Annotated in this window: 22 protein-coding genes; 17 read left to right on the forward strand and 5 right to left on the reverse strand. The window is 64.6% G+C overall.

Features of this window, described 5'->3' with window-relative positions; genetic code table 11:
- The first annotated feature begins 7 nt into the window (after positions 1-7).
- The 5 genes from SL003B_RS05080 to SL003B_RS05100 all read left to right on the forward strand — a co-directional run bounded on the left by SL003B_RS05080 (position 8) and on the right by SL003B_RS05100 (position 5,568).
- On the forward strand, positions 8-2,263 hold the full coding sequence (locus tag SL003B_RS05080) for a PAS-domain containing protein (RefSeq protein WP_013651752.1): 2,256 nt from the start codon (positions 8-10) through the stop codon (positions 2,261-2,263).
- A 234-nt stretch (positions 2,264-2,497) separates the two neighbouring features.
- Entirely contained in the window at positions 2,498-3,901 is a 1,404-nt protein-coding gene (locus SL003B_RS05085) for a sensor histidine kinase (RefSeq protein WP_158306627.1), read from the forward strand.
- Entirely contained in the window at positions 3,879-4,562 is a 684-nt protein-coding gene (locus SL003B_RS05090) for a response regulator transcription factor (protein ID WP_013651754.1), read from the forward strand. The genes SL003B_RS05085 and SL003B_RS05090 overlap by 23 nt, the downstream gene beginning before the upstream one ends.
- Before the next feature lie 161 nt (positions 4,563-4,723).
- The gene (locus SL003B_RS05095; RefSeq protein ID WP_148259254.1) at positions 4,724-5,221 is read left to right on the forward strand and encodes a vWA domain-containing protein; all 498 of its coding nucleotides are present in this window, start codon (positions 4,724-4,726) and stop codon (positions 5,219-5,221) included.
- Positions 5,218-5,568, forward strand: a complete 351-nt coding sequence (locus tag SL003B_RS05100; protein WP_013651756.1) for a hypothetical protein — start codon at positions 5,218-5,220, stop codon at positions 5,566-5,568. Before SL003B_RS05095 ends, SL003B_RS05100 begins: the two co-directional genes overlap by 4 nt.
- A gap of 105 nt (positions 5,569-5,673) precedes the next feature.
- Here SL003B_RS05100 and SL003B_RS05105 read toward each other — a convergent pair whose 3' ends face one another.
- Positions 5,674-6,495, reverse strand: coding sequence for a quinoprotein dehydrogenase-associated SoxYZ-like carrier (locus tag SL003B_RS05105; RefSeq protein ID WP_013651757.1), 822 nt, complete (start codon positions 6,493-6,495; stop codon positions 5,674-5,676).
- Positions 6,496-6,640: 145 nt separating this feature from the next.
- Between SL003B_RS05105 and SL003B_RS05110 the strand changes: the two genes are divergently transcribed.
- Positions 6,641-7,690, forward strand: coding sequence for a quinoprotein relay system zinc metallohydrolase 2 (locus tag SL003B_RS05110; RefSeq protein ID WP_013651758.1), 1,050 nt, complete (start codon positions 6,641-6,643; stop codon positions 7,688-7,690).
- An 8-nt stretch (positions 7,691-7,698) separates the two neighbouring features.
- Here SL003B_RS05110 and SL003B_RS05115 read toward each other — a convergent pair whose 3' ends face one another.
- On the reverse strand, positions 7,699-8,364 hold the full coding sequence (locus SL003B_RS05115) for a hypothetical protein (RefSeq protein WP_013651759.1): 666 nt from the start codon (positions 8,362-8,364) through the stop codon (positions 7,699-7,701).
- A 393-nt stretch (positions 8,365-8,757) separates the two neighbouring features.
- On the opposite strand from SL003B_RS05115, the gene SL003B_RS05120 reads away from it, so the two are divergent.
- From SL003B_RS05120 to SL003B_RS05150, 7 genes are all read left to right on the forward strand, one after another.
- The gene (locus SL003B_RS05120; RefSeq protein ID WP_013651760.1) at positions 8,758-9,885 is read left to right on the forward strand and encodes an S-(hydroxymethyl)glutathione dehydrogenase/class III alcohol dehydrogenase; all 1,128 of its coding nucleotides are present in this window, start codon (positions 8,758-8,760) and stop codon (positions 9,883-9,885) included.
- A 269-nt stretch (positions 9,886-10,154) separates the two neighbouring features.
- Positions 10,155-10,565, forward strand: a complete 411-nt coding sequence (gene copM / locus SL003B_RS05125; protein WP_013651761.1) for a CopM family metallochaperone — start codon at positions 10,155-10,157, stop codon at positions 10,563-10,565.
- Positions 10,566-10,799: 234 nt separating this feature from the next.
- The gene (gene fghA, locus SL003B_RS05130; RefSeq protein ID WP_013651762.1) at positions 10,800-11,627 is read left to right on the forward strand and encodes an S-formylglutathione hydrolase; all 828 of its coding nucleotides are present in this window, start codon (positions 10,800-10,802) and stop codon (positions 11,625-11,627) included.
- A gap of 386 nt (positions 11,628-12,013) precedes the next feature.
- Complete coding sequence (gene xoxF5 / locus SL003B_RS05135) at positions 12,014-13,816, forward strand: lanthanide-dependent methanol dehydrogenase XoxF5 (RefSeq protein WP_013651763.1); 1,803 nt, start codon at positions 12,014-12,016, stop codon at positions 13,814-13,816.
- Between the two features lie 95 nt (positions 13,817-13,911).
- Positions 13,912-14,442 carry a c-type cytochrome, methanol metabolism-related gene (locus tag SL003B_RS05140; RefSeq protein ID WP_013651764.1) on the forward strand — a complete coding sequence of 177 codons (531 nt, stop codon included), beginning with the start codon at positions 13,912-13,914 and terminating at the stop codon, positions 14,440-14,442.
- A gap of 5 nt (positions 14,443-14,447) precedes the next feature.
- On the forward strand, positions 14,448-15,269 hold the full coding sequence (locus SL003B_RS05145) for a substrate-binding domain-containing protein (protein WP_041375387.1): 822 nt from the start codon (positions 14,448-14,450) through the stop codon (positions 15,267-15,269).
- On the forward strand, positions 15,270-15,827 hold the full coding sequence (locus SL003B_RS05150; RefSeq protein WP_013651766.1) for a PQQ-dependent catabolism-associated CXXCW motif protein: 558 nt from the start codon (positions 15,270-15,272) through the stop codon (positions 15,825-15,827).
- On the opposite strand, the gene SL003B_RS05155 is transcribed toward SL003B_RS05150, so the two are convergent.
- The 3 genes from SL003B_RS05155 to SL003B_RS05165 are packed head-to-tail and all read right to left on the reverse strand — an operon-like array spanning position 15,824 to position 17,844.
- Positions 15,824-16,762, reverse strand: coding sequence for an SMP-30/gluconolactonase/LRE family protein (locus tag SL003B_RS05155; RefSeq protein WP_013651767.1), 939 nt, complete (start codon positions 16,760-16,762; stop codon positions 15,824-15,826). The two genes, SL003B_RS05150 and SL003B_RS05155, sit on opposite strands and share 4 nt — an antisense overlap.
- Positions 16,759-17,298: an SRPBCC family protein gene (locus SL003B_RS05160; protein ID WP_013651768.1), complete on the reverse strand. Its 540-nt coding sequence runs from the start codon at positions 17,296-17,298 to the stop codon at positions 16,759-16,761. Before SL003B_RS05160 ends, SL003B_RS05155 begins: the two co-directional genes overlap by 4 nt.
- Before the next feature lie 42 nt (positions 17,299-17,340).
- A complete protein-coding gene (locus SL003B_RS05165; RefSeq protein ID WP_013651769.1) occupies positions 17,341-17,844 on the reverse strand; it encodes a DUF3280 domain-containing protein in 504 nt (167 codons plus the stop codon).
- A gap of 160 nt (positions 17,845-18,004) precedes the next feature.
- Here SL003B_RS05165 and SL003B_RS05170 point away from each other — a divergent pair, with 160 nt between their 5' ends.
- Genes SL003B_RS05170 through SL003B_RS05185 form a run of 4 tightly spaced genes read left to right on the forward strand, consistent with a single transcriptional unit; the run spans position 18,005 to position 20,917 of the window.
- Positions 18,005-19,192: an ABC transporter substrate-binding protein gene (locus SL003B_RS05170; protein WP_013651770.1), complete on the forward strand. Its 1,188-nt coding sequence runs from the start codon at positions 18,005-18,007 to the stop codon at positions 19,190-19,192.
- Between the two features lie 11 nt (positions 19,193-19,203).
- A complete protein-coding gene (locus tag SL003B_RS05175) occupies positions 19,204-20,166 on the forward strand; it encodes a YVTN family beta-propeller repeat protein (protein ID WP_013651771.1) in 963 nt (320 codons plus the stop codon).
- A gap of 21 nt (positions 20,167-20,187) precedes the next feature.
- Complete coding sequence (locus SL003B_RS05180; RefSeq protein ID WP_013651772.1) at positions 20,188-20,616, forward strand: cupredoxin domain-containing protein; 429 nt, start codon at positions 20,188-20,190, stop codon at positions 20,614-20,616.
- A gap of 49 nt (positions 20,617-20,665) precedes the next feature.
- Entirely contained in the window at positions 20,666-20,917 is a 252-nt protein-coding gene (locus SL003B_RS05185) for a hypothetical protein (protein WP_013651773.1), read from the forward strand.
- Positions 20,918-20,983: the final 66 nt, after the last annotated feature.

The raw sequence follows: 20,983 nt of genomic DNA on the forward strand, positions 1-20,983 counted from the left end.
GACCTATGTGCTGAGGCCCACGGACAGCCCGGAACGCCAGATCGAAAAGCTCACTCGCATCAACGAGGCACTCATCACGCGCCTCGATCGCAGCAGCACGATCGGAAGCTCGGCCTATTCGCTGTTCCAGACCGCGACGGCGCTGGAAAAGGAGGTTCACGATCGCACCCACGACCTGCATGCGGCGCTGGCCGACCTGAGCCTGAAGAACCGCGAACTCGCGCTCGCCCATGCGAATGCCGAGAGGGCGCGGCAGAACCTCGTCAATGCGATCGAAGCGATGCAGGAAGGCTTCGCGCTGTTTTCCAACGGCGCGCTGGTGATCTGCAACCGGCGTTTCCGGAACCTTCTCACCGACGTGTCGCATCGCATTGAGCCCGGCATCGCCTTCGACCGCTATGCGGCGCTGGTGTCGACCAGCCAGGAACTGGAACTGGCGGAAGGCCAGACGGCCGAGGACTGGTACAATTTCCGCATTGCGCAGAGCCGCCGGCCGAAAGCGACCTTCACCGTCGCGCTCAAGGGGGACCGCTGGCTGCAGGTGTCGGAGCGCCAGACCCTCGGCGGCGGCCTGGCGATCCTGCACACGGACGTCACCGACATGGTGCGCCAGCAGCGGCGCGAGCAGGAAAAGATCATCGATGCGCAGGCCAACCTCGCGCGCGTCACCTTCGAGCACCTGATCCAGGGCCTGAGCACCTTCAACAGCGACGGCGACTTGGTGAGCTGCAACAACCGCTTCCGGGACCTGGTGCCGCTACCCTATGCCCTCACCCGGTCGGGCGTCGGCATCGACAACATCATCGACTACCTGGTCGGCCACGAGATCTTCCAGCATCCCTGGGGTGAGCAGGATGACTGGATCCACGGCCTGCGCTTCCGTACGCCGATGCGGGTCGAACTGCACCGCAACGACGGGGTGATCCTGGACGCCAGTTTCCAGCGCCTGCCGGAGAACGGCTTCATCGCCATGTTCACGGACGTGACGGCAGAGCGGGAGGTGACCAAGGCGCTCCAGCAGGCCAAGGACACGCTCGAGGCTCGGGTGGAAGAGCGGACGGCGGCGCTGACCCGGGCAAACGAGGAACTGACGCGCGAAATCCGCGAGCGCCAGGCCTTCGAATTCGCCTTGCGAGAGGCCAAGGAAACGGCCGAAGCGGCAAACCTGTCCAAGAACCGCTTCCTGCGCGCGGCCAGCCACGATCTGCTGCAGCCGATGAGCGCGGCCAAGCTGTTCCTGTCGACCCTGCAGAGCAGCGGACTGGACGAAGGCCAGGCCGATGTCGCTCAACGCCTCGGGCGCGCCTTCATGTCGATGGAGGCGTTGCTCCACGCCCTGCTCGACATCTCGCGCCTCGATACCGGCAAGGAGGAGTTCAACTGGGCGAACGTGCCGCTGTCGAGGATCCTCGATCCGCTGCGGGACGAGTTCCAGGAGCTTGCGACCGGCTACGCGCAGTCGCTGCGCGTCGTGCCGAGCAGCCTGACGGTGCGCAGCGATCCGACCTACCTGCGTCGGATCGCGCAGAACCTCGTGTCCAACGCGATCAAGTACAGCGAGCACGGACGTGTTCTCGTCGGCGTGCGCCGGCGCGGCGGCAAGGCTGTTTTGGAGGTGTGGGACACGGGACCAGGAATCGCGCCGGACGACCAGGAGCGGATCTTCGAGGAGTTCCACCGGCTGGGCGATGCCGGTGGCAAGCCCGGTATGGGGCTCGGCCTTTCCATTGTGCAACGGGCATGCGCCCAGCTCGGTCATGCGCTCAGCCTGTCGAGCGAGGTGGGTCGCGGCAGCGTGTTCCGTGTCAGTCTGGACCTCGCGGAAGACCGCCCGAGCCTTTCCGCATCGCCGCCGATGGAGCCGACCGGTTCGTTCGGCCCCATGCAGAACGTCATCGGCCTTGTCGTCGAGAACGACCCGGAGGTTCGCGCCGCGATGACGGTGCTGATGGAAAGCTGGGGGATGGGCGCGCTCGACGTCGGCAGCACCCAGGAGGCGGTGGACCTCATCCGGGAGATCGATGTCACGCCGGACATCGTCATCGCGGACTTTCAGCTTGACGGTGCCGACACGGGTCTTGACAGCATCGCCGCCCTGCGCACGATGACGGGCCAGAACCTCCCCGCGCTGCTCGTCACGGCCGACCGCTCGCGCAGCCTGCGCCGCGGTGCGGCGGAACTCGGGGTCAAGGTGTTGTCGAAGCCGGTTTCTCCCTGGCGGCTGATGGCCGCGATCCGGGCGCTGACGCGGAGCGGAACCTGAACGATGCGTCTGCGGGGGCTGTTCAGGACGTTGCGGTTCCGCCTCATGGCAGGCGGTACAATGCTTGCGGCGGTCGCCGTGCTGACGGCAGGGCTAGCGGCCCACGGAACGCGCCAGGCCGCCGTGCTGACCGACGAGGGCCTGTCGGCGCACAAGCGGATGGAACTCTTTTCCACATTGTCGCGCCGGGTTGGCGAATACGCGGTGCTTGCCTTCGAGATGGGCAATGCGACCATGGCCGACGAGGACCGGCAGGCACGCCTGTCGGAACGCCGACGGATCGTGTCCGATGCGTTCGCCATGCTGGAAGAGGCGGTCGTGGCGAATGTCCTGGCGGTTCCGGAAACGGACGCCGCCGAACGAACGCGGCGGGCCACGCAGAGCCTGGCGGTTGCCCGCCTTGCCGCGCAATTCGACGATCTCGACCGGACGCTGGCCTCGCACACCGGCGCGGTTGCGGCGGACAGGACGGCGCTGCGGATCGCGCTCGACGGTTTCGCGAGCCGCTTCTCGCCCATGCTGGGGGTGCAGATCGAGGAGGAGCGGCGCAATCGCGATGCGGCTTTCGCTGCCGCTGAGGATCTGCGTGCGCGTCTGACGGCGCTGGCGGTTGCCGCCGCCATCGCCGCGCCGGCGATACTGCTCCTCGTCTATTTCGGGCTGGTCCGTCCGTTGCTCCGCCGGCTCGGCGCGGCGACGGCGGCGGCAGGACTGCTCGGGGATGAAACGCTTGATTTCTCGCTGCCCGTTACACAGCGCGACGAACTTGGCCTCCTGTTCACGCGCATCAACCAGATGGCGCGCCGGCTGGAGCGGCGGCGACAGCGTGTCGATGTCGACCGGGCGCGCCTCGAAGATCTGGTGGACGAGCGTACCGGCGCGCTGCGGCGGGCCAACGAAAGGTTGTCCCGCGTCGATTCGGAACGGCGTCGCTTCTTTGCCGATGTCGGCCACGAACTTCGAACGCCGCTCACCGTGATCCTGGCTGAGACCGAACTGGGGATGACCGCGGACATGGCCCAGAAGGACGAGGCGCTTTCGATCATCCGCACGCGTGCCCAGCGGCTCAATCGGCGCATCGACGATCTGCTGCGGATCGCACGGTCCGAGAGCGGCCAGATCGAGTTCGATCGGCGGCTGGTCGACCTTCACGCCGCAGCGATGCTCGCCCTCGAGGATCTGGCGCCGCTGATCAAGCGCAATCGGGTGACTATCGATCAGGAACTGGCAGGCGACCTGTTCGTCGACGGCGACGCGGACTGGCTGCGTCAGGTGATAGGGGGGCTGCTGGAAAACGCGATCAAGTATGCCGGGGCGAACTGCCGCATCTCGATCGTCCTGACAGCACGGGAAGATGCTGCGGAACTGTGGGTACGCGATGACGGCCCGGGTCTCGAACCGCGTCTGCAAGAACGGGTCTTCGAGCGGTTCGCCCGGGGTGACGCCGGTGGGCGCGGCTTCGGGGTCGGTCTGGCGCTGGCGCGCTGGATCGTGGAGGATCACGGCGGGCGGATCAGGCTCGTCAGCCCCTGGAAGGATGGGCGGGGGACTGCGGTCGGCGTGATTCTGCCGCTGACGAAGGGCGAGGCCATGCCGTTGGAACAGGAGGAGCTGCATGACGCGCGTGCTGATAGTTGAGGACGACGAGGACATCGCATCGGTGATTGCACGCGGGCTTCAGAGAGAGGGATATGAAACGCTGTGCGCTGCCGATGTCCGCGCCGCCCGCGACGCCATGGTCGCAGAAATGCCCGATGCCGCGATCGTGGACATGATGCTTGGCGAGGAAAGCGGCTCGAAGCTGGTCGCGGATCTGCGCGCGAAAGGCGTCCGCATTCCGATCATCATGCTGAGCGCCCTGTCGCGCGTATCGGACCGTACGGCGGGACTGGTCGCCGGCGCCGACGACTACGTCGTGAAACCGTTCGAGTTCAAAGAGCTGGTGGCCCGACTGAAGGTTCAGGAACAGCGCCATTCCGGTGCCGACAACCAATTGCGATACGGCGATCTGACGCTCGATCCGGAACAACGCATGGTTCGCGGTGGGGGACGGGAGGTGTTGCTCACGGAGCGGGAGGCGGCACTGCTGACCTTCTTTCTGAGCCGTCCGGACGCCGTCGTCACCCGTGGCGAGATCTTCGACAAGCTGTGGGCAGGTCAAGGCGGCAGTACGGACAACGTGGTCGATGTCTACATCGGCTATCTGCGGCGCAAGCTCAGCCCGATGGCTGATTACGGCGTGGCGTTGAAAACCGTGAGGGGGAGGGGATTCATAATGACGAGGGAGGTGCGACAATGACCGGACTTCGCCAGAGCGTTCTAGCGCTCGCATTTGCATTGGCGACCTGTGTGCCCGTGCTTGCCGGAGCAGCGGGAGATGCCGTGTTCGCGACAGGCGTTCTCGACAGCACGGACATCGGGACCGAACTCCATTACAGCCATCGCCGGTCAGGACCGGATGTGGAGCGGTTCCAGCCGATCGAGGTCGGCGAGGTCGTCCTCAGGATGGAGCGCGGAGATGCAGCCGGTCGCGAGGTCGAGATCACGATGATCGCGGACGGTCGCAAGCGCGTGCTGGACGCGTTTCCCGCTAGCGCCGGCAATCCGGTTCTGCTGGCGTTCCTGGAATCGAGCCTGCGTTCTATGGCCGGCATTACCGGCGGCAGCCCGTTCTATATCCGCAACCGCCTTAGGGAAGCCCTGCAGTCCAGCGGCGACGTGCTGTCTACGGATTACGAACTTGAGGGTCGCAAGGTGGCGGCGCAGGAACTCGTGTTCCATCCATTCTCCACGGACCCGAATGCTGAGCGCATGGGTGCTTTTTCGAAGCTCGAGATCCGCTTCGTCGTGTCGCCTGATGTCCCTGGCTATTTTGCTCTCTTTTCCGCGCGGGCAGGCGAGGGGACCGATGCCTTCTCGGAAGAAATCCGCTTCGTTCAGAAGGAGGACGCGAAATGAATCGGTTCGCGATGGTGCTTCTTGTCGCCCTTTTCGGCGTAGGGCCCGTCGGCGCCCAGACCGCGCCGGGCTACAACGATTATCCGACCGCTGCCCGGGCCGACTATGTGTTCGCCTGCATGGCCGTCAACGGGCGTACCCAGGATGCCCTGCAGCGATGCTCCTGTTCGATCGACGTCATCGCCAGCGTGCTGCCCTACGACGACTACGTATCGGCGGAGGCCGTGCTGCGTCTGAGAAATACCGCGGGCGAGCGCTACGTGCTGTTCCGCGACTCGCAGCCCGCAAATGTCATTGTCGCCGAGTTGCGGCGGGCCCAGGCTGAGGCTGAGATCCTCTGCTTCTAGGGCAAGGAGGGCGCGATCGGCAGGCCGCCGTCTGTCGGCATGACTGGAAGGCACCCGCGCAGAGCGATCCGTGCGGGTCTCCGCGACATTGCGGCCGGTCGAGGGTCAGCCGTCGACGGCCGCCTTGCGGAATGTTGCCTCGAAGATCCCGCCGTTGGTATCAGTCGCGCGAACATGGACCGTTTCCGCGCCGTTGTCCGTATAGGAAAACTGGAACGTCGGATCCTCGCTGATCGAAATTCCGCCGGTCATCCTGAACAGCAGGTCGTCACCCTGACGGACCTCGATTTCGTCGACGAAATGGGCGGGAATGGTCAGAAGAGTGACCTGATCTCGCTGGAGCCCCGAGAAATTCGGGTGCCGGATCATCAGCTTGGCCTCGATACGAGCGCCGGACTGCGCGGTCAGCCCGCTCATGTGGCGCAGTTTCATTTGTCCCATCGTGTCGATGGCGACCTGGGGATCCTTGCTGGCCGGCGCGGAACAGCCGCCCGAGGCCTTGACGAACCGTCCTGTCATGAAGGTCCTGCCGTCCTCGGTCGTAGCGAGGGCGCGGACGTTCGAATAGGCGTTGACGCGCACCCGTGTCTCAAGGTCGATGCGGCCCATGAGTTCGCCAAAGGTGAAGGTCGCGGCGATCGGTGCGGGGTTTTCGTCCACGATCAGCGACAGCTCGGTGATGCGCTCGGCGGATGCATCGGTCTGGACGATCCGTATCGGGACCGTGGCAGCGTCATGGGCGCGGAACGGCGCGTCGAGGGTGAAAAGGCTCTCGCCGGGCAGAAGATCCCTGTCGCCGGTCACGTCGGCCCTGAGGTCAGACCACGTCTGGCTTTCGATCAGCGGGTTTCTGATTTCGTCGGCCGTGGTGTTTCCGGCAATCGAAACGAGAGCCGCAGCAACAGCCCCAAGAATTGGCCTGCTCATTCGGGCATTCCTTCCGTTGCGTCTATCGTCAATGCAGTTCACAAATCGGGGCGATTGTAAATTGGACCTTGGTGCTTGATTACTCGGGAGACGGGCGAATCCTAAACTGGATTAAGGATATTCACCGCTTCGTGAAGGCGAGATCATGTTCGCGCTTTTCCTCTCCGTTTGTCTGGCCGCCATGCCGGACGTCTGCGCTGAGCGGCTTGTACCCAGTCCTGCGCCGCTGGACGAGGCAACCTGCATCGCCAGCGGTGCGGACCGCAGCGCGGCCTGGGTCGCCGCGCATGCCGGGGCGAGGCTTGAAGGATGGCGCTGCGCGCCCCTGGCCGAAGCTCCGGCGCTCGCCGTCGCGGAGATTGCGCCGGGCGTGTTCGTGCACAAGGGACGCAGCGAGGACATCACCCCGCAGAATCGGGGCGACATCGCCAATCTCAGCTTCGTCGTCGGAGAAGAAGCGGTCGCGGTGATCGATGCCGGCGGCTCCCGGCCGATCGGGGAGGGCCTCTACGCGGCGGTCCGACAGGTCACCGACCTGCCGATCCGTTATCTCGTCCTGACGCACATGCATCCGGATCACACGCTCGGGGGCGAAGTCTTCCGCGAGGCCGGCGCCGAGATCATCGGCAACCATCGGCTCGCGGACGCGCTGGCGCGCCGCGCCGACACCTATGACCGGAACTTCCGCCGCTTTCTCGGGCCGGCGGTCCATATGGGGCTCGGCATCGTACCGCCGGACCGCGGCGTCGACGGCGCGGCAACCCTTGATCTCGGGGGGCGAATTCTCGATCTGGAAAGCCATCCGACCGCCCATACCAACAACGATCTGACCGTCTTTGACCGGCTGACCGGCACGTTCTGGTCCGGGGATCTGGTGTTCGAGGAAATGCTGCCGGTGCTCGATGGCGAACTGCTCGGCTGGATCGCCGTGCTCGAGCGGCTTGAGGGCAGAACCGCCGAACGTCTGGTGCCAGGGCACGGCCCTGTGCCCCTGGACTGGCCGCAGGGCATCATGGCGACCCGGTCCTATCTGGTTGCCCTGCGCGACCAGACCCGGGCGGCGGTCAAACGCGGCGACAGCCTTTCCAAGGCGGCGCAGGAGATCGCCCGGGACCAGCGCGGAACCTGGCGGCTGTTCGACGAGATCAATCCGCGCAACGCGACCGCAGCGTTCACCGAACTCGAATGGGAATAACCAGCCGGCTATTCCTCCAGGCGCTGGAGTATCATGCGAGCCAGGGCGAAGATGCGCTGTTCCAGGATTACCGGCGTCTCGCAGACGTAGGTGAGCGACTGGCGCCTGTCCTCGAAGATGCGCGTGTCCCAGGTGACCTGATCGTCCAGTTCCTCGATCCGGTCATGGTCGGGCTCGGTAACTGCCCTTAGGTCATGCAGTTCGGTTCGGCGCCGGTCGATCTGTTCGGACAAGGCCGTCTGTTTCTTTGCGTAACGGCCGATGCCGGCAATGATCGCGGACCGATCCCGTTCGATGCGTTCGAACGTTGCGAGGAAGAGCCCGGCAAGGGCGGGTTCGCGGTCGCTGGCGTGGGCCTTGGCGAAGGCGTCGATCAGGCTTTCGGCGCCCTCAAGGGCAGTCCTGCGGACGGCAAGGCGGCCGGCAAGATCGATGATTTCCCGGTCCTTCGCGCGTGCCTCGACCGCCTCGTCGATGGCCGGGCCGGACCACATCTGGCCGATTGAGAGATGCGGTACCTTGCGCTGGATGCAGGGCCATTCGGGGTCGTCGAAACTGGCGGCGACTGCGGGTTGCCCGAAGCCGACAAGGCTTGTCAGCGTCAGGGTGAGCGCGGTCAGGGCGAGCGGGCCGGAAAGGGCTTTGCGGCTCGGCTTTGATGGCAGGTGACGCATCCTGTCCTCCCCCGGATTTCTTTGTCCCGACGGTCGAAGATGGGGAGCGGTGCTGTCAAAGGGTATTTCTTGAGAAAATAATAAGAATGAGAGAGTCTCAGAATCCGGGCGCCACCGCTCCCCTGGCCCGGGTGAGGAGACCGGCTCTCGCGACACCTCCAAAGCTTTGGCAGAAGAGCCGCTCGCCGATCCCCGGACGGCGCGTTCCATTTCCGGGGCATAGGTGTGCCGGCTGCCCGAACCCCTGCGATTTCCGACTAATGTCCTGTCTCTTTTCGCGCGAGCGGGCCGATATAGTCGGCCCAATGCGCGCTCCGACGGGTGCGCAATCGATCATGATTGACCGGGTGGGAACTCCGTAAGACGGCCCGGCGTTTCGAGAGGAGACGCAAGATGGAAGTGCGTGCAGCATTGGCGGTTGCCGCCGGTAAGCCCCTTGAGGTGACGACCGTCCAGCTCGAAGGCCCGCGTGCGTTCGAGGTCCTGGTCGAGATCAAGGCGACCGGCATCTGCCACACCGATGAGTTCACCCTGTCCGGAGCCGATCCGGAAGGCCTGTTTCCCGCGATCCTCGGTCATGAGGGCGCGGGCGTGGTCGTCGAAGTGGGCAAGGGGGTCACCTCGTTGAAGCCGGGCGACCACGTCATCCCGCTCTACACCCCGGAATGCCGCGAATGCCCGTCGTGCCTGTCGCGCAAGACCAACCTGTGCACGGCGATCCGCGCGACGCAGGGGCAGGGACTGATGCCCGACGGCACGTCGCGCTTCTCCATCGGCAAGGAGAAGATCTTCCACTACATGGGCTGCTCGACCTTCGCCAACTACACGGTGATGCCGGAGATCGCGCTCGCCAAGGTCAATCCGGACGCGCCCTTCGACAAGATCTGCTACATCGGCTGCGGCGTGACGACCGGCATCGGCGCGGTGATCAATACCGCGAAGGTCGAGATCGGTTCGACCGCGGTCGTCTTCGGTCTTGGCGGCATCGGCCTCAACGTGATCCAGGGCCTGCGCCTTGCCGGCGCGGACATGATCATCGGCGTGGACCTCAACAACGACAAGAAGGCCTGGGGCGAGCGCTTCGGCATGACCCACTTCGTCAATCCGAAGGAAGTCGGCGACGACATCGTGCCGTACCTGGTGAACATGACGAAACGCGGCGCGGACCAGATCGGTGGCGCCGACTACACCTTCGACTGCACCGGCAACGTCAAGGTCATGCGTCAGGCGCTGGAATGTGCGCACCGTGGCTGGGGCAAGTCGGTCATCATCGGCGTTGCCGGCGCGGGACAGGAGATCTCGACCCGCCCGTTCCAGCTCGTCACGGGCCGGACCTGGATGGGCACCGCCTTCGGCGGCGCACGCGGCCGCACCGACGTGCCCAAGATCGTCGATTGGTACATGGACGGCAAGATCGAGATCGACCCGATGATCACGCATATCCTTTCCCTGGACGAGATCAACAAGGGCTTCGATCTCATGCATGCCGGTGAATCGATCCGCTCTGTGGTGGTCTTCTGACGGTCGACCCGGGGCGGTTCGGCACCAGTACGCCGGGCCGACCCGGGTTCGAGCGGTCCCGCAACCCCATGTAGCCTGTTGCGGCTACGCGTCTTTGGACACATGAAACGCACGTGATCAGCACAGGTCGGCATGATGCGGCGATCGTATCAGCGAGGCCATGCGTTCGGCTTCGTCACACTGTGAACAAAGTGGTTGGACTAACCTCGCCGGAAGGCATGCGACGGGGGCAATCGCAGTCGTTGCCATGAGATCGGGAGAGCAACGGAATGGCGATCAAGACGAAGCTGACGGCTGCATTTGCTGGTGTGACGATGATGGCGGCACTCACGACCTCCGGCTGGAGCGATGAGGCAAAAGTCCCGCAACCGACGCCGAAGGCCGCCCATGAGGGCCATGCAATGGAGACGCATGGCGGGTCGGACACGGCGGCGACGGCCGCGTTCCGGGAAGCTAACGCACGCATGCACGGGGGCATGGAGATCGAGTTTACCGGCGATGCCGATATTGATTTTGTCCGCGGCATGATCGCGCATCACCAGGGCGCCATCGATATGGCGCGGATTGTGATGGAATACGGGACCGACCCGGAGATCCGCAAGCTCGCGGAGGACATCGTCAAGGCTCAGGATTCCGAAATCGCCTTCATGAAGGATTGGCTGGCAAAACGCGGGATGTAACAGGCAGCCCGGCCTCGCCGACCGCCGGATGATCATTCGGAGCAGACGCCGGGGACTGTCGGTTGCGCCTCCCGCCATGACAGGACATCAGCTTCCGCCGGGTATCAGCGGATCGATTGCATCGTGCGGCTTGCGCTGGACGCCGGTCCGTGCCGGCAGTGCGCTGAAAACGTTGCCGCCGACGCCGACTGCCTTAGGCTTAGGAGTTTCGTCACATTTCGAGGGGGACTATTGATGCAAACCGTATCCGAAAACCGCAGCTTCGATGGCGTGCAGGGCGTCTACACCCATGCCTCCGAAGTGTGCTCCTGCGACATGACCTTCGCGGTCTACATGCCGCCGCAGGCCGAGGCGGGGCCGGTCCCCTGCCTTTGGTATCTGTCCGGCCTGACCTGTACCCATGAAAACGCCATGACCAAGGCCGGCCTCCAGGAACATGCGGCCGAGGCTGGTCTTGCGGTGGTGTTCCCGGATACCAGCCCGCGTGGGGCGGATGTCGCCGACGACGAGGCCTATGACCTCGGCAAGGGGGCGGGATTCTACGTCAACGCGACGCAGGCTCCGTGGGCACCTCACTTCCAGATGTACGACTACGTGCTGACGGAACTGCGCGCTCTGGTGGAAAAAGAGTTCGCCGTCAGCGATCGCCACGGCATTACGGGACATTCGATGGGCGGGCATGGCGCCCTGACTCTGGCGATGAACAATCCCGACCGGTATCAGTCGCTGTCCGCCTTCGCGCCGATCGCCCACCCGACACGGTCGGACTGGGGCCGCAAGCAGCTAGGAGCCTATCTCGGGGCGGACGAAACCGCCTGGCTGCGCCATGATTCGACGCTGCTGGTCCGGTCGGTCGGGTGGCATTCGGATATTCTGGTCGATCAGGGCAGCAAGGATCAGTTCCTCGACCTGCTGAAGCCCGAAGCCCTGTCGGCGGCGCTCGCCGAGGCTCGCGTCCCGTCCGTCTTCCGCATGCAGCCGGGATACGATCATTCCTACTATTTCGTATCCACCTTCGCGCGGGACCACGTCCGTTGGCACGCTGACAGGCTTGCGCTCTGAGCGGCTGTCAGGTCCTGTCGGCGGCACGGGCGCCGGGACCCGGCGGGTGCTGCTCTGATCTCGCGTAAAGGCCGCCGACGGTCCGAAATCGTTCGGTCAACTGGCTTGCGTTGTCCGAATTCCGGGCAATGCGGAATGTGCTGTTTCTGCCTGGTTTCGGCCTCGCTTCTCGGTCCGTTTTCGCCGTTCAGCGGTAGGGCAAAAGTTCTTTCTGCTACCCCTACTACTTTAGCCTCAAAATCGGCTCGGGTTTATTGACGAGGCAGCGAGCCCTTCCGTCTAATAAAAAAATCATAAGAGGCACGCGTGCGCTCTGTGATCGAGTTCGGCCTCCGGATCGGCGATTGGGAGGATTGGAGGCCGGATATGCATTTGGGAGGAAACACATGAGGAAGCTGATTCTCTGCGCGGCTGCCGCGCTGGTCTCGACCAGCTATGCAGCGCTCGCAAATGACTCTGTCCTGCAGGGACAGAGCGATCCGAAGCAATGGGTCCTGCAGACGGGCGACTACGCGAACACGCGCTTTTCCCAGCTCGACGAGATCAACAAGGACAATGTCAAGGACCTGCAGGTCGCCTGGACCTTCTCGACCGGCGTCCTGCGTGGCCATGAGGGCTCGCCGCTCGTCGTCGGCGACGTGATGTATGTCCACACGCCGTTCCCGAACAACGTTTTCGCCTTGGATCTCAACAACGACGGCAAGATCCTGTGGCGCTACGAGCCCAAGCAGGATCCGGACGTCATCGCGGTGATGTGCTGCGACACCGTCTATCGCGGTCTTGCCTATGCCGACGGCAAGCTGTTCCTGCACCAGGCCGATACCACCGTCGTGGCGCTGGACGCCAAGTCTGGTGCGGTGCTGTGGAGCGTCGTCAACGGCGATCCCTCCATCGGCGAGACCAACACCGCGACGGTTCTGCCGGTCAAGGACAAGGTCATCGTCGGCATCTCCGGCGGCGAGTTCGGCGTACGGGGTTCCGTGACCGCCTACAACATGAACACCGGCGAGCGGGTGTGGCGTGCCTATTCCATGGGCCCGGACGAGGACATTCTGGTCGATCCGGAGAAGACCACCCATCTTGGCAAGCCGGTCGGCAAGGACTCCGGCCTGAACACCTGGGAAGGCGACCAGTGGAAGATCGGCGGCGGCACCACCTGGGGCTGGTACTCCTATGATCCGGAAGCCGACCTCGTCTACTATGGCACTGGCAATCCCTCGACCTGGAACCCCTCGCAGCGTCCCGGCGACAACCGTTGGTCCATGACCATCATGGCCCGCAACCCCGACACCGGCATGGCCAGCTGGTTCTACCAGATGACACCGCATGACGAGTGGGACTACGACGGCATCAACGAGATGATCCTGAGCGATCAGGAGATCAACGGCGAGATGCGCAAGGTGCTGGTCCACTTCGACCGCAACGGCTTCGCCTACACGATGGACCGCCTGAGCGGCGAGTTGCTCGTGGCGGAGAAGTACGATCCGGTCGTCAACTGGGCGACCCATGTCGAGATGGACAAGAACTCCGACCAGTACGGTCGGCCGCAAGTCGTCGCACAGTACTCGACCGCGCAGAACGGCGAGGACGTCAACACCACCGGCGTCTGCCCGGCGGCGCTCGGCACCAAGGACCAGCAGCCGGCGGCCTTCTCGCCGCGGACCGGTCTGCACTACGTGCCGACCAACCACGTCTGCATGGACTATGAGCCGTTCCGCGTCAGCTATACCGCCGGCCAGCCCTATGTCGGGGCGACGCTGTCGATGTATCCGGCGCCGGACAGCCATGGCGGCATGGGCAACTTCATCGCCTGGGACGCCACGAAGGGTGAAATCGTCTGGTCGCTGCCCGAGCAGTTCTCGGTGTGGTCCGGAGCCCTGGCAACGGCTGGCGACGTCGTGTTCTACGGGACGCTGGAAGGCTATCTGAAGGCGGTCGACGCCAAGACGGGTGAACTGCTGTACCGGTTCAAGACCCCGTCCGGTATCATCGGCAACGTCATGACCTACGAGCACAACGGCAAGCAGTATGTCGGCATCCTGTCGGGCGTCGGCGGCTGGGCGGGCATCGGCCTCGCGGCCGGTCTGACCAACCCGAACGACGGTCTCGGCGCGGTCGGCGGCTATGCCGCCCTGTCCGACTACACCTCGCTCGGCGGCCAGCTCACCGTGTTTGCGCTGCCGAACTGAGGTCTGTGGACTAAGGTCGTAAAAACTCGGCGATGACGGCTCGGCCCCAAGTGTTTACTCTTGGGGCCGAGCTTTTTGGGAGGAAAGATCTAGAAATGACCAAGAAATTCTCGTTGCTGTCCGCGTCCGTGATGGCCGTTGCGGCAATCCTGGCAAGTGCGCCGATCGGCGCCGAAGAGGTCAAGCCGGACGTCGCGGTGGAGTACGTCGAAGGAGGGCGCGCGTTCACCAAGGACGATATTCCGACCTACTTCATCGCCGAGGATGGTACCGTCGACTGGCCGGTGTTTTCGGGCTTCCGGCGCTATCACGCCGAATGTCACGTCTGCCACGGACCGGATGGCGAGGGATCGACCTATGCTCCGGCCCTGAAGGAGTCCGCGTTGGCGATGGACTATTACGACTTCATCGAGGTCATCGCGAGCGGTCGCCAGAAGGTCGGCGCGTCGGAGAACTCGGTCATGCCGGCGTTCGGCACGAACAAGAACGTGATGTGCTTCGTCGACGACATCTATGTTTATCTGAAGGCGCGTGGCATGGATGCGATCGCGCGCGGTCGGCCGGCCAAGAAGGTCGACAAGCCGGATGAACTGCGTGCCGAGGAAGAAGAGTGCATGAGCGGGTGACGGTGATGGTCAGGTGGTTGGTGCTGTGCGTGCTGATGGCCCTGCCGGTGACGGCGGCACAGGCGCAGGTCTCGGACCTCGTCTCGAGCACGGCGTTCCGCGTCTGTGCGGATCCGGCGAACCTGCCGTTTTCCAGCAAGTCGGGCGAGGGGTTCGAGAACAGGATCGCTGACCTGGTCGCTGCCGAACTCGGAATGCCGGTCGAATACACCTGGTTTCCGATGGCGACCGGCTTCGTCCGCAATACCTTGCGGACGGGCCAATGCGACGTGATCCTGGGCTTTGCCCAGGGACACGAACTCGTCCTCAATACAAACCACTACTACACCTCGACTCACGTTCTCGTGACACGCACGGACAGTGCGCTGGCGGAGGTCGATACGCTGTCGGATAGTCGGCTTAAGGGCCGCGAGATCGGCGTTATCGCGGGGTCGCCGCCAGCGTCGCATCTGGCCCGCAATGGATTGATGGCGACGACCCATGGCTACAACCTGATGGTCGATCGCCGTGTCGAAAGCCCCATCGAGACGATGCTTCGCGACCTGTCCGAGGGGCGGCTCGACGCCGCGATCATGTGGGGGCCGGCCGGGGCTCCGCTCGCCAAGTCCATGGCCGGATTGAAGATAACGCCCCTGCTGAAGGAGCCGGAAAGCCCGAAGCTGTTCTACCGGATCACCATGGGGGTGCGTCAGGGCGAGCTGGTCTGGAAGCGCAAGCTGAATTCCCTGATCCGCAAGAAGCAGGACGAGATCGATGCGATCCTGCGCGAGGCCGGTGTGCCGCTGCTGGATGACATGGGTCGGGCGCTCAAGACGGACGGGGGATAGATGATCCGGGCGGCCGCCTTTGCCGTCCTCGTTTCCGTGCTTTGCGTGGCAGGCGCGGCGGGGCAGGCGGGCGGAGTTGCGGAGCCGGACGGGTTCCGGGGGGAGCCCTACCGGGCGCCGGTTCCCGAGACGCTCGAAGGGGCACAGGTGCTCGACGATGCCGGCGCCCACGCGTTGTGGCTGGGGGGACAAGCCGTTTTCGTCGACGTGCTGCCGAAGACCGAGCGGCCGGCCAACCTGCCGGCTGGAACGCTTTGGCGGGACAAGCCGCACGTCAGCATCAAGGATGCTGTCTGGCTGCCGGGTACCGGCTACGAGGCCTTGCATCCGGACGTGGAAATGTATCTGAAACAAGGGCTTGAGGCGATCACGGGCGGCGACAGGGACAAGCCGCTCGTGATCTTCTGCCTGGCCGATTGCTGGATGTCCTGGAACGCCGCCAAGCGGGCCGTGAGCTACGGCTACCGGCAAGTCTACTGGTATCCGGACGGCGTCGACGGGTGGGATTTCTCCGGTCACCCGCTGGAGACGATCACGAAGTTCGAGGTGGACAACTAGCGTGGGGCGAGCAGGAAGGCGCCGAAGGCCCTCGGTCCGTCTCCGACCGCGATCTCATCCGTAACTTCTTGTTTTTCGACGTCAATCAGGCTCAGGCTGTTGGACATCCAGTTGGCGACGACAACAAGGCGGCCGTCCGATGTCGTCCCGATTCCCTCCGGATACTCTCCCACTTCCATCCTGCCTACCACCTGACCGGCTTCGGCGTCGAACACGGTGACGGTGTCGGCATACTGGTCGGTGACGAAGCCGAGATCGCCGGCGAAGGCGATCGTATAGGGACGTTCGCCAGTCGGTATCTGTGCGACCAGGGTCGCCGTCGCGAGGTCGACGACGCTGACGGTGTTGGAGCCGACGTCAGCCGTATAGGCCCGGCCGTCGCGCAGGGTGACGCCGAAGGGCCGCGTGCCGGTGCCGACGACGGCAAGGCGGTCGCCGGTGGCGGTGTCGAACACCGAGATCTGGCTGTCGTCGCGGTCGGCGGTGACGAGCAGGGCGCCGTCCGCGCTGACGGCGAGGCCGGAGGGTGAGGCGCCGGTCGCCAGTTCGCGGATGACGGCGAGGCGGTCGGGATCGATCTCCCAGACGCGGGCGCCGTACCAGTCCGATACGTAGATGCGGCCGTCGACCGGGTTGACGGCGATGCCGAAGGGGCCGCCGTCCAGTTGAAGGAGGGTGCTGACGTCGGCGCCGTCGGCGGCCAGAACATTCAGCACTTTGGTTTCGGGACTGACGACATAGACGGTCCGTCCGTCCGGCGACAGGGCGACGCCGGCCGGCTTGCCGCCGACTGCCACGGTGCGGATCACGGTGCGCGCGTCGATGTCGACGACGGTGACAGTGCCGCTGCCCTGGTTGGTGACGAAGGCGAGGTCGCCGGCCAGCGCCGCGCCGCCGCACAGCAGAGCGGCGACGAGCGCTGCGACGCGGATCACTCGCGCGATCCGAATTTCGCCTTCAGCGCTTCCATGCCGGCCTCGTAGACGGCGGTCACGGCGGCGACGGCCGCCTCGTCGTTGAGATGGGCTGGCGGATCATTGTTCGGGAAACCGCGATAGAAGGCCCCGCGCCATTCGACCAGGGCCTTGCCGCCGTCGTCCTTGACGGTGAGGTGGGCCGAATAGTTGGTCACCGGCAGGACTTCGACGTCCACGGCCTCGATCCGGTAGGAATAGGTGCGCTTGTCGGCGTCGTACTTGTAGAGCAGCTCGGAAATGGTCGGCCCGCCCTCCTTTTCGAGCGTCAGCACGCGGGTGGCATCGATGGCGTTGCCGTTCTCGCCCGCGGTCGCGAACACCGCCGGGTGCCAGGACATGTCCTGGAAGTCGCCGATTGCCGTCCAGACCTCGTCGGGCGTGGCGTCGAGCTTGGCGGTCACGGTGACTTTCTGGCGCGAGGGGCCATGGGCGGAAGCCGGTGCTAGGCCGAGAACGACAATGGCGAGCGACGCCAGGACAGCGAGAAACTTCATGTGGTGCTCCCTAGATTGCGATCGCGGAATCTTCGCCCCGTCTCATTGCCTGAAGATGCGGTTGCGCAGAAGATAGCCGAGGCCCCGCGTCCAGCTGACGTCGGTGTTGCCTCGAATGTCGACGACGCCGGCGGCAAGCTGCCTGCCCGTCGCCGCCTCGGAGAGGACGAGGTTCATGCTGAGGATCAGGTTGGAGGTCTTCTGGACCTCGCCGACGAGAACGTAGTCGGCGCCAATCTTGCGCGCCATTGGGAAGGTGCAGCCGTTGCATTTGGCCGGGTTGGAGACCCGGTCCAGTTCGGCGCGCACGGGATCCAGAGAAACCAGAGTGAAGCCGCGTTTGGTCATGTCCTCGGCCACGTAGGCCGTCGCCATCGCCAACCGTTCGGTCTCGTCCGGGCGCTCGCCGTTGAAATCCCCTTCGGTCGACGTGTCGATGAAGGTCAGGCCGAAGTAGGCGACCCTAGCCCCGTCGGGCAGAGGACCTCCGACAGCCGGGGTTGCCAGCAGGGCAAGAAGGACGACAGGCAGAAGACGTCTGAACATGGAAAAACCATGCCCTCCGCGCGCGCGAACGAACAATAGTCCTAAAGTCGCAAGGCTCAATTTCCTTATTAAAATCTTATAATTAAAAAGGGTTCTGGGTGGCTTGACCATGCCTCGCGCTGCATGTCTCCATCTAGAAAAACGACAGGGGAGGAAGCCGATGCGCCTGACTGCGCTGGCGGGAGTGCTTGCCGTCTTGCTGCCTTGCGCCGCCTTGGCCAAGGAGACACAGGAGATCCGTTCCGCCGTGATCCGCGTCGGCGAGGGCAATCGCACACCGACGTCCCGCCTCGATCTGCCGCCAAGCGACGTCGGCTTTGCCGGCGCGCGGCTTGCCACCGACGACAACCAGACGACCGGTCGCTTCATGGGCCAGACGTTCCTGACCGAGGAGGTTCCCGTCGCCACCGCCGAGGAGGCGGGCGCGAAGCTGGAGGAACTGATCGCGCAGGGAACCCGATTCATCGTGACCATGGCCGATGCCGACACGACGCTGGCGCTGGCGGACCGGGCCGGCGACCGGGCCCTGGTCCTCAACGCCATGGCGCGCGAGGACCGGCTGCGCAACGAGGCCTGCCGGGCCAATCTGCTGCACACCGCGCCGAGCCACGCGATGGTGGCGGATTCGCTGGCGCAGTTCCTGGTCTGGAAGGGCTGGCGCAACTGGTTCCTCATTTCCGGCGATCACGCGGAGGACCTGGCGCTGGCCGATGCCTACCGGCGCGCGGCGCGGAAATTCGGCGCAAAGATCGTCGAGGAACGCGTCTTCGAGGACACGGGCGGGGCGCGCAGGACCGATTCCGGCCACGTCCAGGTGCAGAAGCAGATCCCGGCCTTCACGCAACGGGCCAAGGCGCACGACATCGTCGTGGCGGCGGACGAGAACGATGTGTTCGCGGTGCATCTGCCGTATCACACCTGGGATGCGCGCCCGGTCGCCGGGTCGGCGGGCCTTCGGCCGCTGACCTGGCACCCCGCGCAGGAGGCCTGGGGTGCGACACAGTTCCAGAACCGTTTCGAACGTGCCTCCAACCGGTTCATGCGCGAGGAGGACTATCAGGTCTGGACCGCGCTGCGGGTGCTGGGCGAAGCGGCGACGCGGACGAAGTCCGGGGAGTTCGAGGTTCTGCGCGACCACATCCTCGGCGAGAGCTTCGAACTGGCAGCGTTCAAGGGGCAGAAGCTGACCTTCCGGTCCTGGGACGGCCAGCTGCGCCAGCCGATCCTGCTGACGGCCGATCGCATCCTCGTCTCGGTGTCGCCGCAGCCGGAATTCCTGCACCAGGTGTCTCATCTCGACACCCTGGGCCACGACCGGCCAGAATCGGCCTGCTCCCTCAAGCGATAGGACGACCCTGCATGCTCCGAGCCCTTCTTCTTGCCTCCGCCTGCCTCGTCGTAACGCCGGCGCTTGCCAACAAGGTCTTTGTCTCGAACGAGAAAGGCAACACGATCACCGTGCTCGACAGCACGACGAACGAGGTGATCGCTACCTTCCCGGGCGGCCAGCGGCCGCGCGGCATCACCATCTCGCCGGACGGCAAGGAACTCTACGTCTGCGCTTCGGACGACGACCTGGTGCGGGTGTTCGATCCGGAAACCTACCAGGAACTACACACCCTGCCGTCCGGGCCGGATCCCGAGCTGTTCGTGCTGCATCCGTCGGGCAATCCGCTCTTCATTGCCAACGAGGACGACAACATCGTCACAGTGGTCGACGTGAAGACGCGCAAGGTGCTGGCAGAGATCCCGGTCGGCGTCGAGCCGGAGGGCATGGGCGTCAGCCCGGACGGCAAGATCGTGGTCAACACGTCCGAGACGACGAACATGGCGCATTTCATCGACACGGAGACTTATGAGATCGTCCAGAACGTGCTGGTCGACCAGCGTCCCCGCTTCGCCCAGTTCACCGCCGACGGCTCGCGTCTCTACGTCAGCGCGGAAATCGGCGGCACGGTCAGCGTGATCGACCCGACCAGCGGCGAGATCGTCAAGAAGATCACCTTCGAGGTGCCCGGCGTCGTGCCGGAAGCCCTCCAGCCGGTGGGCGTGCGCGTGACCAGCGACGGCAAGAAGGTGTTCGTCGCGCTCGGTCCGGCGAACCGGGTCGCGGTCGTCAACGGGGATACGCTCGAAGTCGACAAGTACCTGCTGGTCGGCCAGCGCGTCTGGCAGCTCGCCTTCACGCCGGACGAGAAGTGGCTCTACACCACCAACGGCAATTCCAACGACGTGTCGATCATCGACGTGGAGGAACTGAAGGTCGTCAAGTCCGTCCAGGTCGGCGAACAGCCGTGGGGCGTCGTAGTGGCGCCGAACTGACCGAATACCAGGGAGGAACAGATGAAAAAGACCGTACTTGCTTTCGTCGCCGCTGTGCTCGCGACGCCGGCTGCCGCCCATGATTACGGCTTTGCCGGTCTGCTGTCGAAGAACAACCGCGAGACGCTGGCGCCGCTGACGCTTGCCTCCGGCAAGCCGGTCGCCGAGGCACCGTACATGCTCAAGTCGGGAATGTACTACAAGATCAAGATGGTCGCCGACGGGTCGGCGGAACTGGCATTGTCCGGCGGCGAGTTCTTCCGCGCGGTCTGGGTCAACGAGATCGTCATCAACAAGATCGAGGTGCGGCCCATGGGCGTGCACAGCATCGAGTTCGACGCCGGCGGCGAAGCGGAGATGTCCTTCATCGCCATCAAGCCCGGGACCTACGAACTCAGCATCCCCGGATCGACCGGCGACACCCAGAAGGCCGTCTTCGTCATCCAGTAGGAGAACCGGCGCCGTCCGCATCCCCGAGACCTGAAAGAGGAGGAATACAATGTTGCGCGCATTTGCCCTGTCCGCCACGTTCGCCGTCGGCCTCGCCGCTCCGGCCTTCGCCGACGATCCGACGCCGGAGGCGGTCGAGAAGATCAATGCCCTGCTCGCCTCGATGAACTGCGAAATCGACGAGGACGACATCGAGATGGAGGATGGCGGCTATGACCTCGACGACGTCCAGTGTGCCGACGGTCAGTACGACATGAAGCTCAACGCCAACTTCGAGGTGACCGACCGGCGCAAGGAATAGGCATGTAGACATGGGTCCGAAAGGGCGATGACGACGGAGGCCCGGCCTGCGCATGCCGGGCCTCCG

This window comes from Polymorphum gilvum SL003B-26A1 (assembly GCF_000192745.1).
Classification (GTDB): Bacteria; Pseudomonadota; Alphaproteobacteria; order Rhizobiales; family Stappiaceae; genus Polymorphum; species Polymorphum gilvum.

Bases quoted from the DNA above. Each gene is read 5' to 3' on its own strand.
- SL003B_RS05085 (WP_158306627.1), top strand. From the start codon at position 2,498: ATGGCCGACGAGGACCGGCAGGCACGCCTGTCGGAACGCCGACGGATC.
- SL003B_RS05090 (WP_013651754.1), top strand. From the start codon at position 3,879: ATGACGCGCGTGCTGATAGTTGAGGACGACGAGGACATCGCATCGGTG.
- SL003B_RS05100 (WP_013651756.1), top strand. From the start codon at position 5,218: ATGAATCGGTTCGCGATGGTGCTTCTTGTCGCCCTTTTCGGCGTAGGG.
- SL003B_RS05105 (WP_013651757.1), bottom strand. From the start codon at position 6,495: ATGAGCAGGCCAATTCTTGGGGCTGTTGCTGCGGCTCTCGTTTCGATT.
- SL003B_RS05110 (WP_013651758.1), top strand. From the start codon at position 6,641: ATGTTCGCGCTTTTCCTCTCCGTTTGTCTGGCCGCCATGCCGGACGTC.
- SL003B_RS05115 (WP_013651759.1), bottom strand. From the start codon at position 8,364: ATGCGTCACCTGCCATCAAAGCCGAGCCGCAAAGCCCTTTCCGGCCCG.
- SL003B_RS05120 (WP_013651760.1), top strand. From the start codon at position 8,758: ATGGAAGTGCGTGCAGCATTGGCGGTTGCCGCCGGTAAGCCCCTTGAG.
- copM (WP_013651761.1), top strand. From the start codon at position 10,155: ATGGCGATCAAGACGAAGCTGACGGCTGCATTTGCTGGTGTGACGATG.
- fghA (WP_013651762.1), top strand. From the start codon at position 10,800: ATGCAAACCGTATCCGAAAACCGCAGCTTCGATGGCGTGCAGGGCGTC.
- xoxF5 (WP_013651763.1), top strand. From the start codon at position 12,014: ATGAGGAAGCTGATTCTCTGCGCGGCTGCCGCGCTGGTCTCGACCAGC.
- SL003B_RS05140 (WP_013651764.1), top strand. From the start codon at position 13,912: ATGACCAAGAAATTCTCGTTGCTGTCCGCGTCCGTGATGGCCGTTGCG.
- SL003B_RS05145 (WP_041375387.1), top strand. From the start codon at position 14,448: ATGGTCAGGTGGTTGGTGCTGTGCGTGCTGATGGCCCTGCCGGTGACG.
- SL003B_RS05150 (WP_013651766.1), top strand. From the start codon at position 15,270: ATGATCCGGGCGGCCGCCTTTGCCGTCCTCGTTTCCGTGCTTTGCGTG.
- SL003B_RS05160 (WP_013651768.1), bottom strand. From the start codon at position 17,298: ATGAAGTTTCTCGCTGTCCTGGCGTCGCTCGCCATTGTCGTTCTCGGC.
- SL003B_RS05165 (WP_013651769.1), bottom strand. From the start codon at position 17,844: ATGTTCAGACGTCTTCTGCCTGTCGTCCTTCTTGCCCTGCTGGCAACC.
- SL003B_RS05170 (WP_013651770.1), top strand. From the start codon at position 18,005: ATGCGCCTGACTGCGCTGGCGGGAGTGCTTGCCGTCTTGCTGCCTTGC.
- SL003B_RS05175 (WP_013651771.1), top strand. From the start codon at position 19,204: ATGCTCCGAGCCCTTCTTCTTGCCTCCGCCTGCCTCGTCGTAACGCCG.
- SL003B_RS05180 (WP_013651772.1), top strand. From the start codon at position 20,188: ATGAAAAAGACCGTACTTGCTTTCGTCGCCGCTGTGCTCGCGACGCCG.
- SL003B_RS05185 (WP_013651773.1), top strand. From the start codon at position 20,666: ATGTTGCGCGCATTTGCCCTGTCCGCCACGTTCGCCGTCGGCCTCGCC.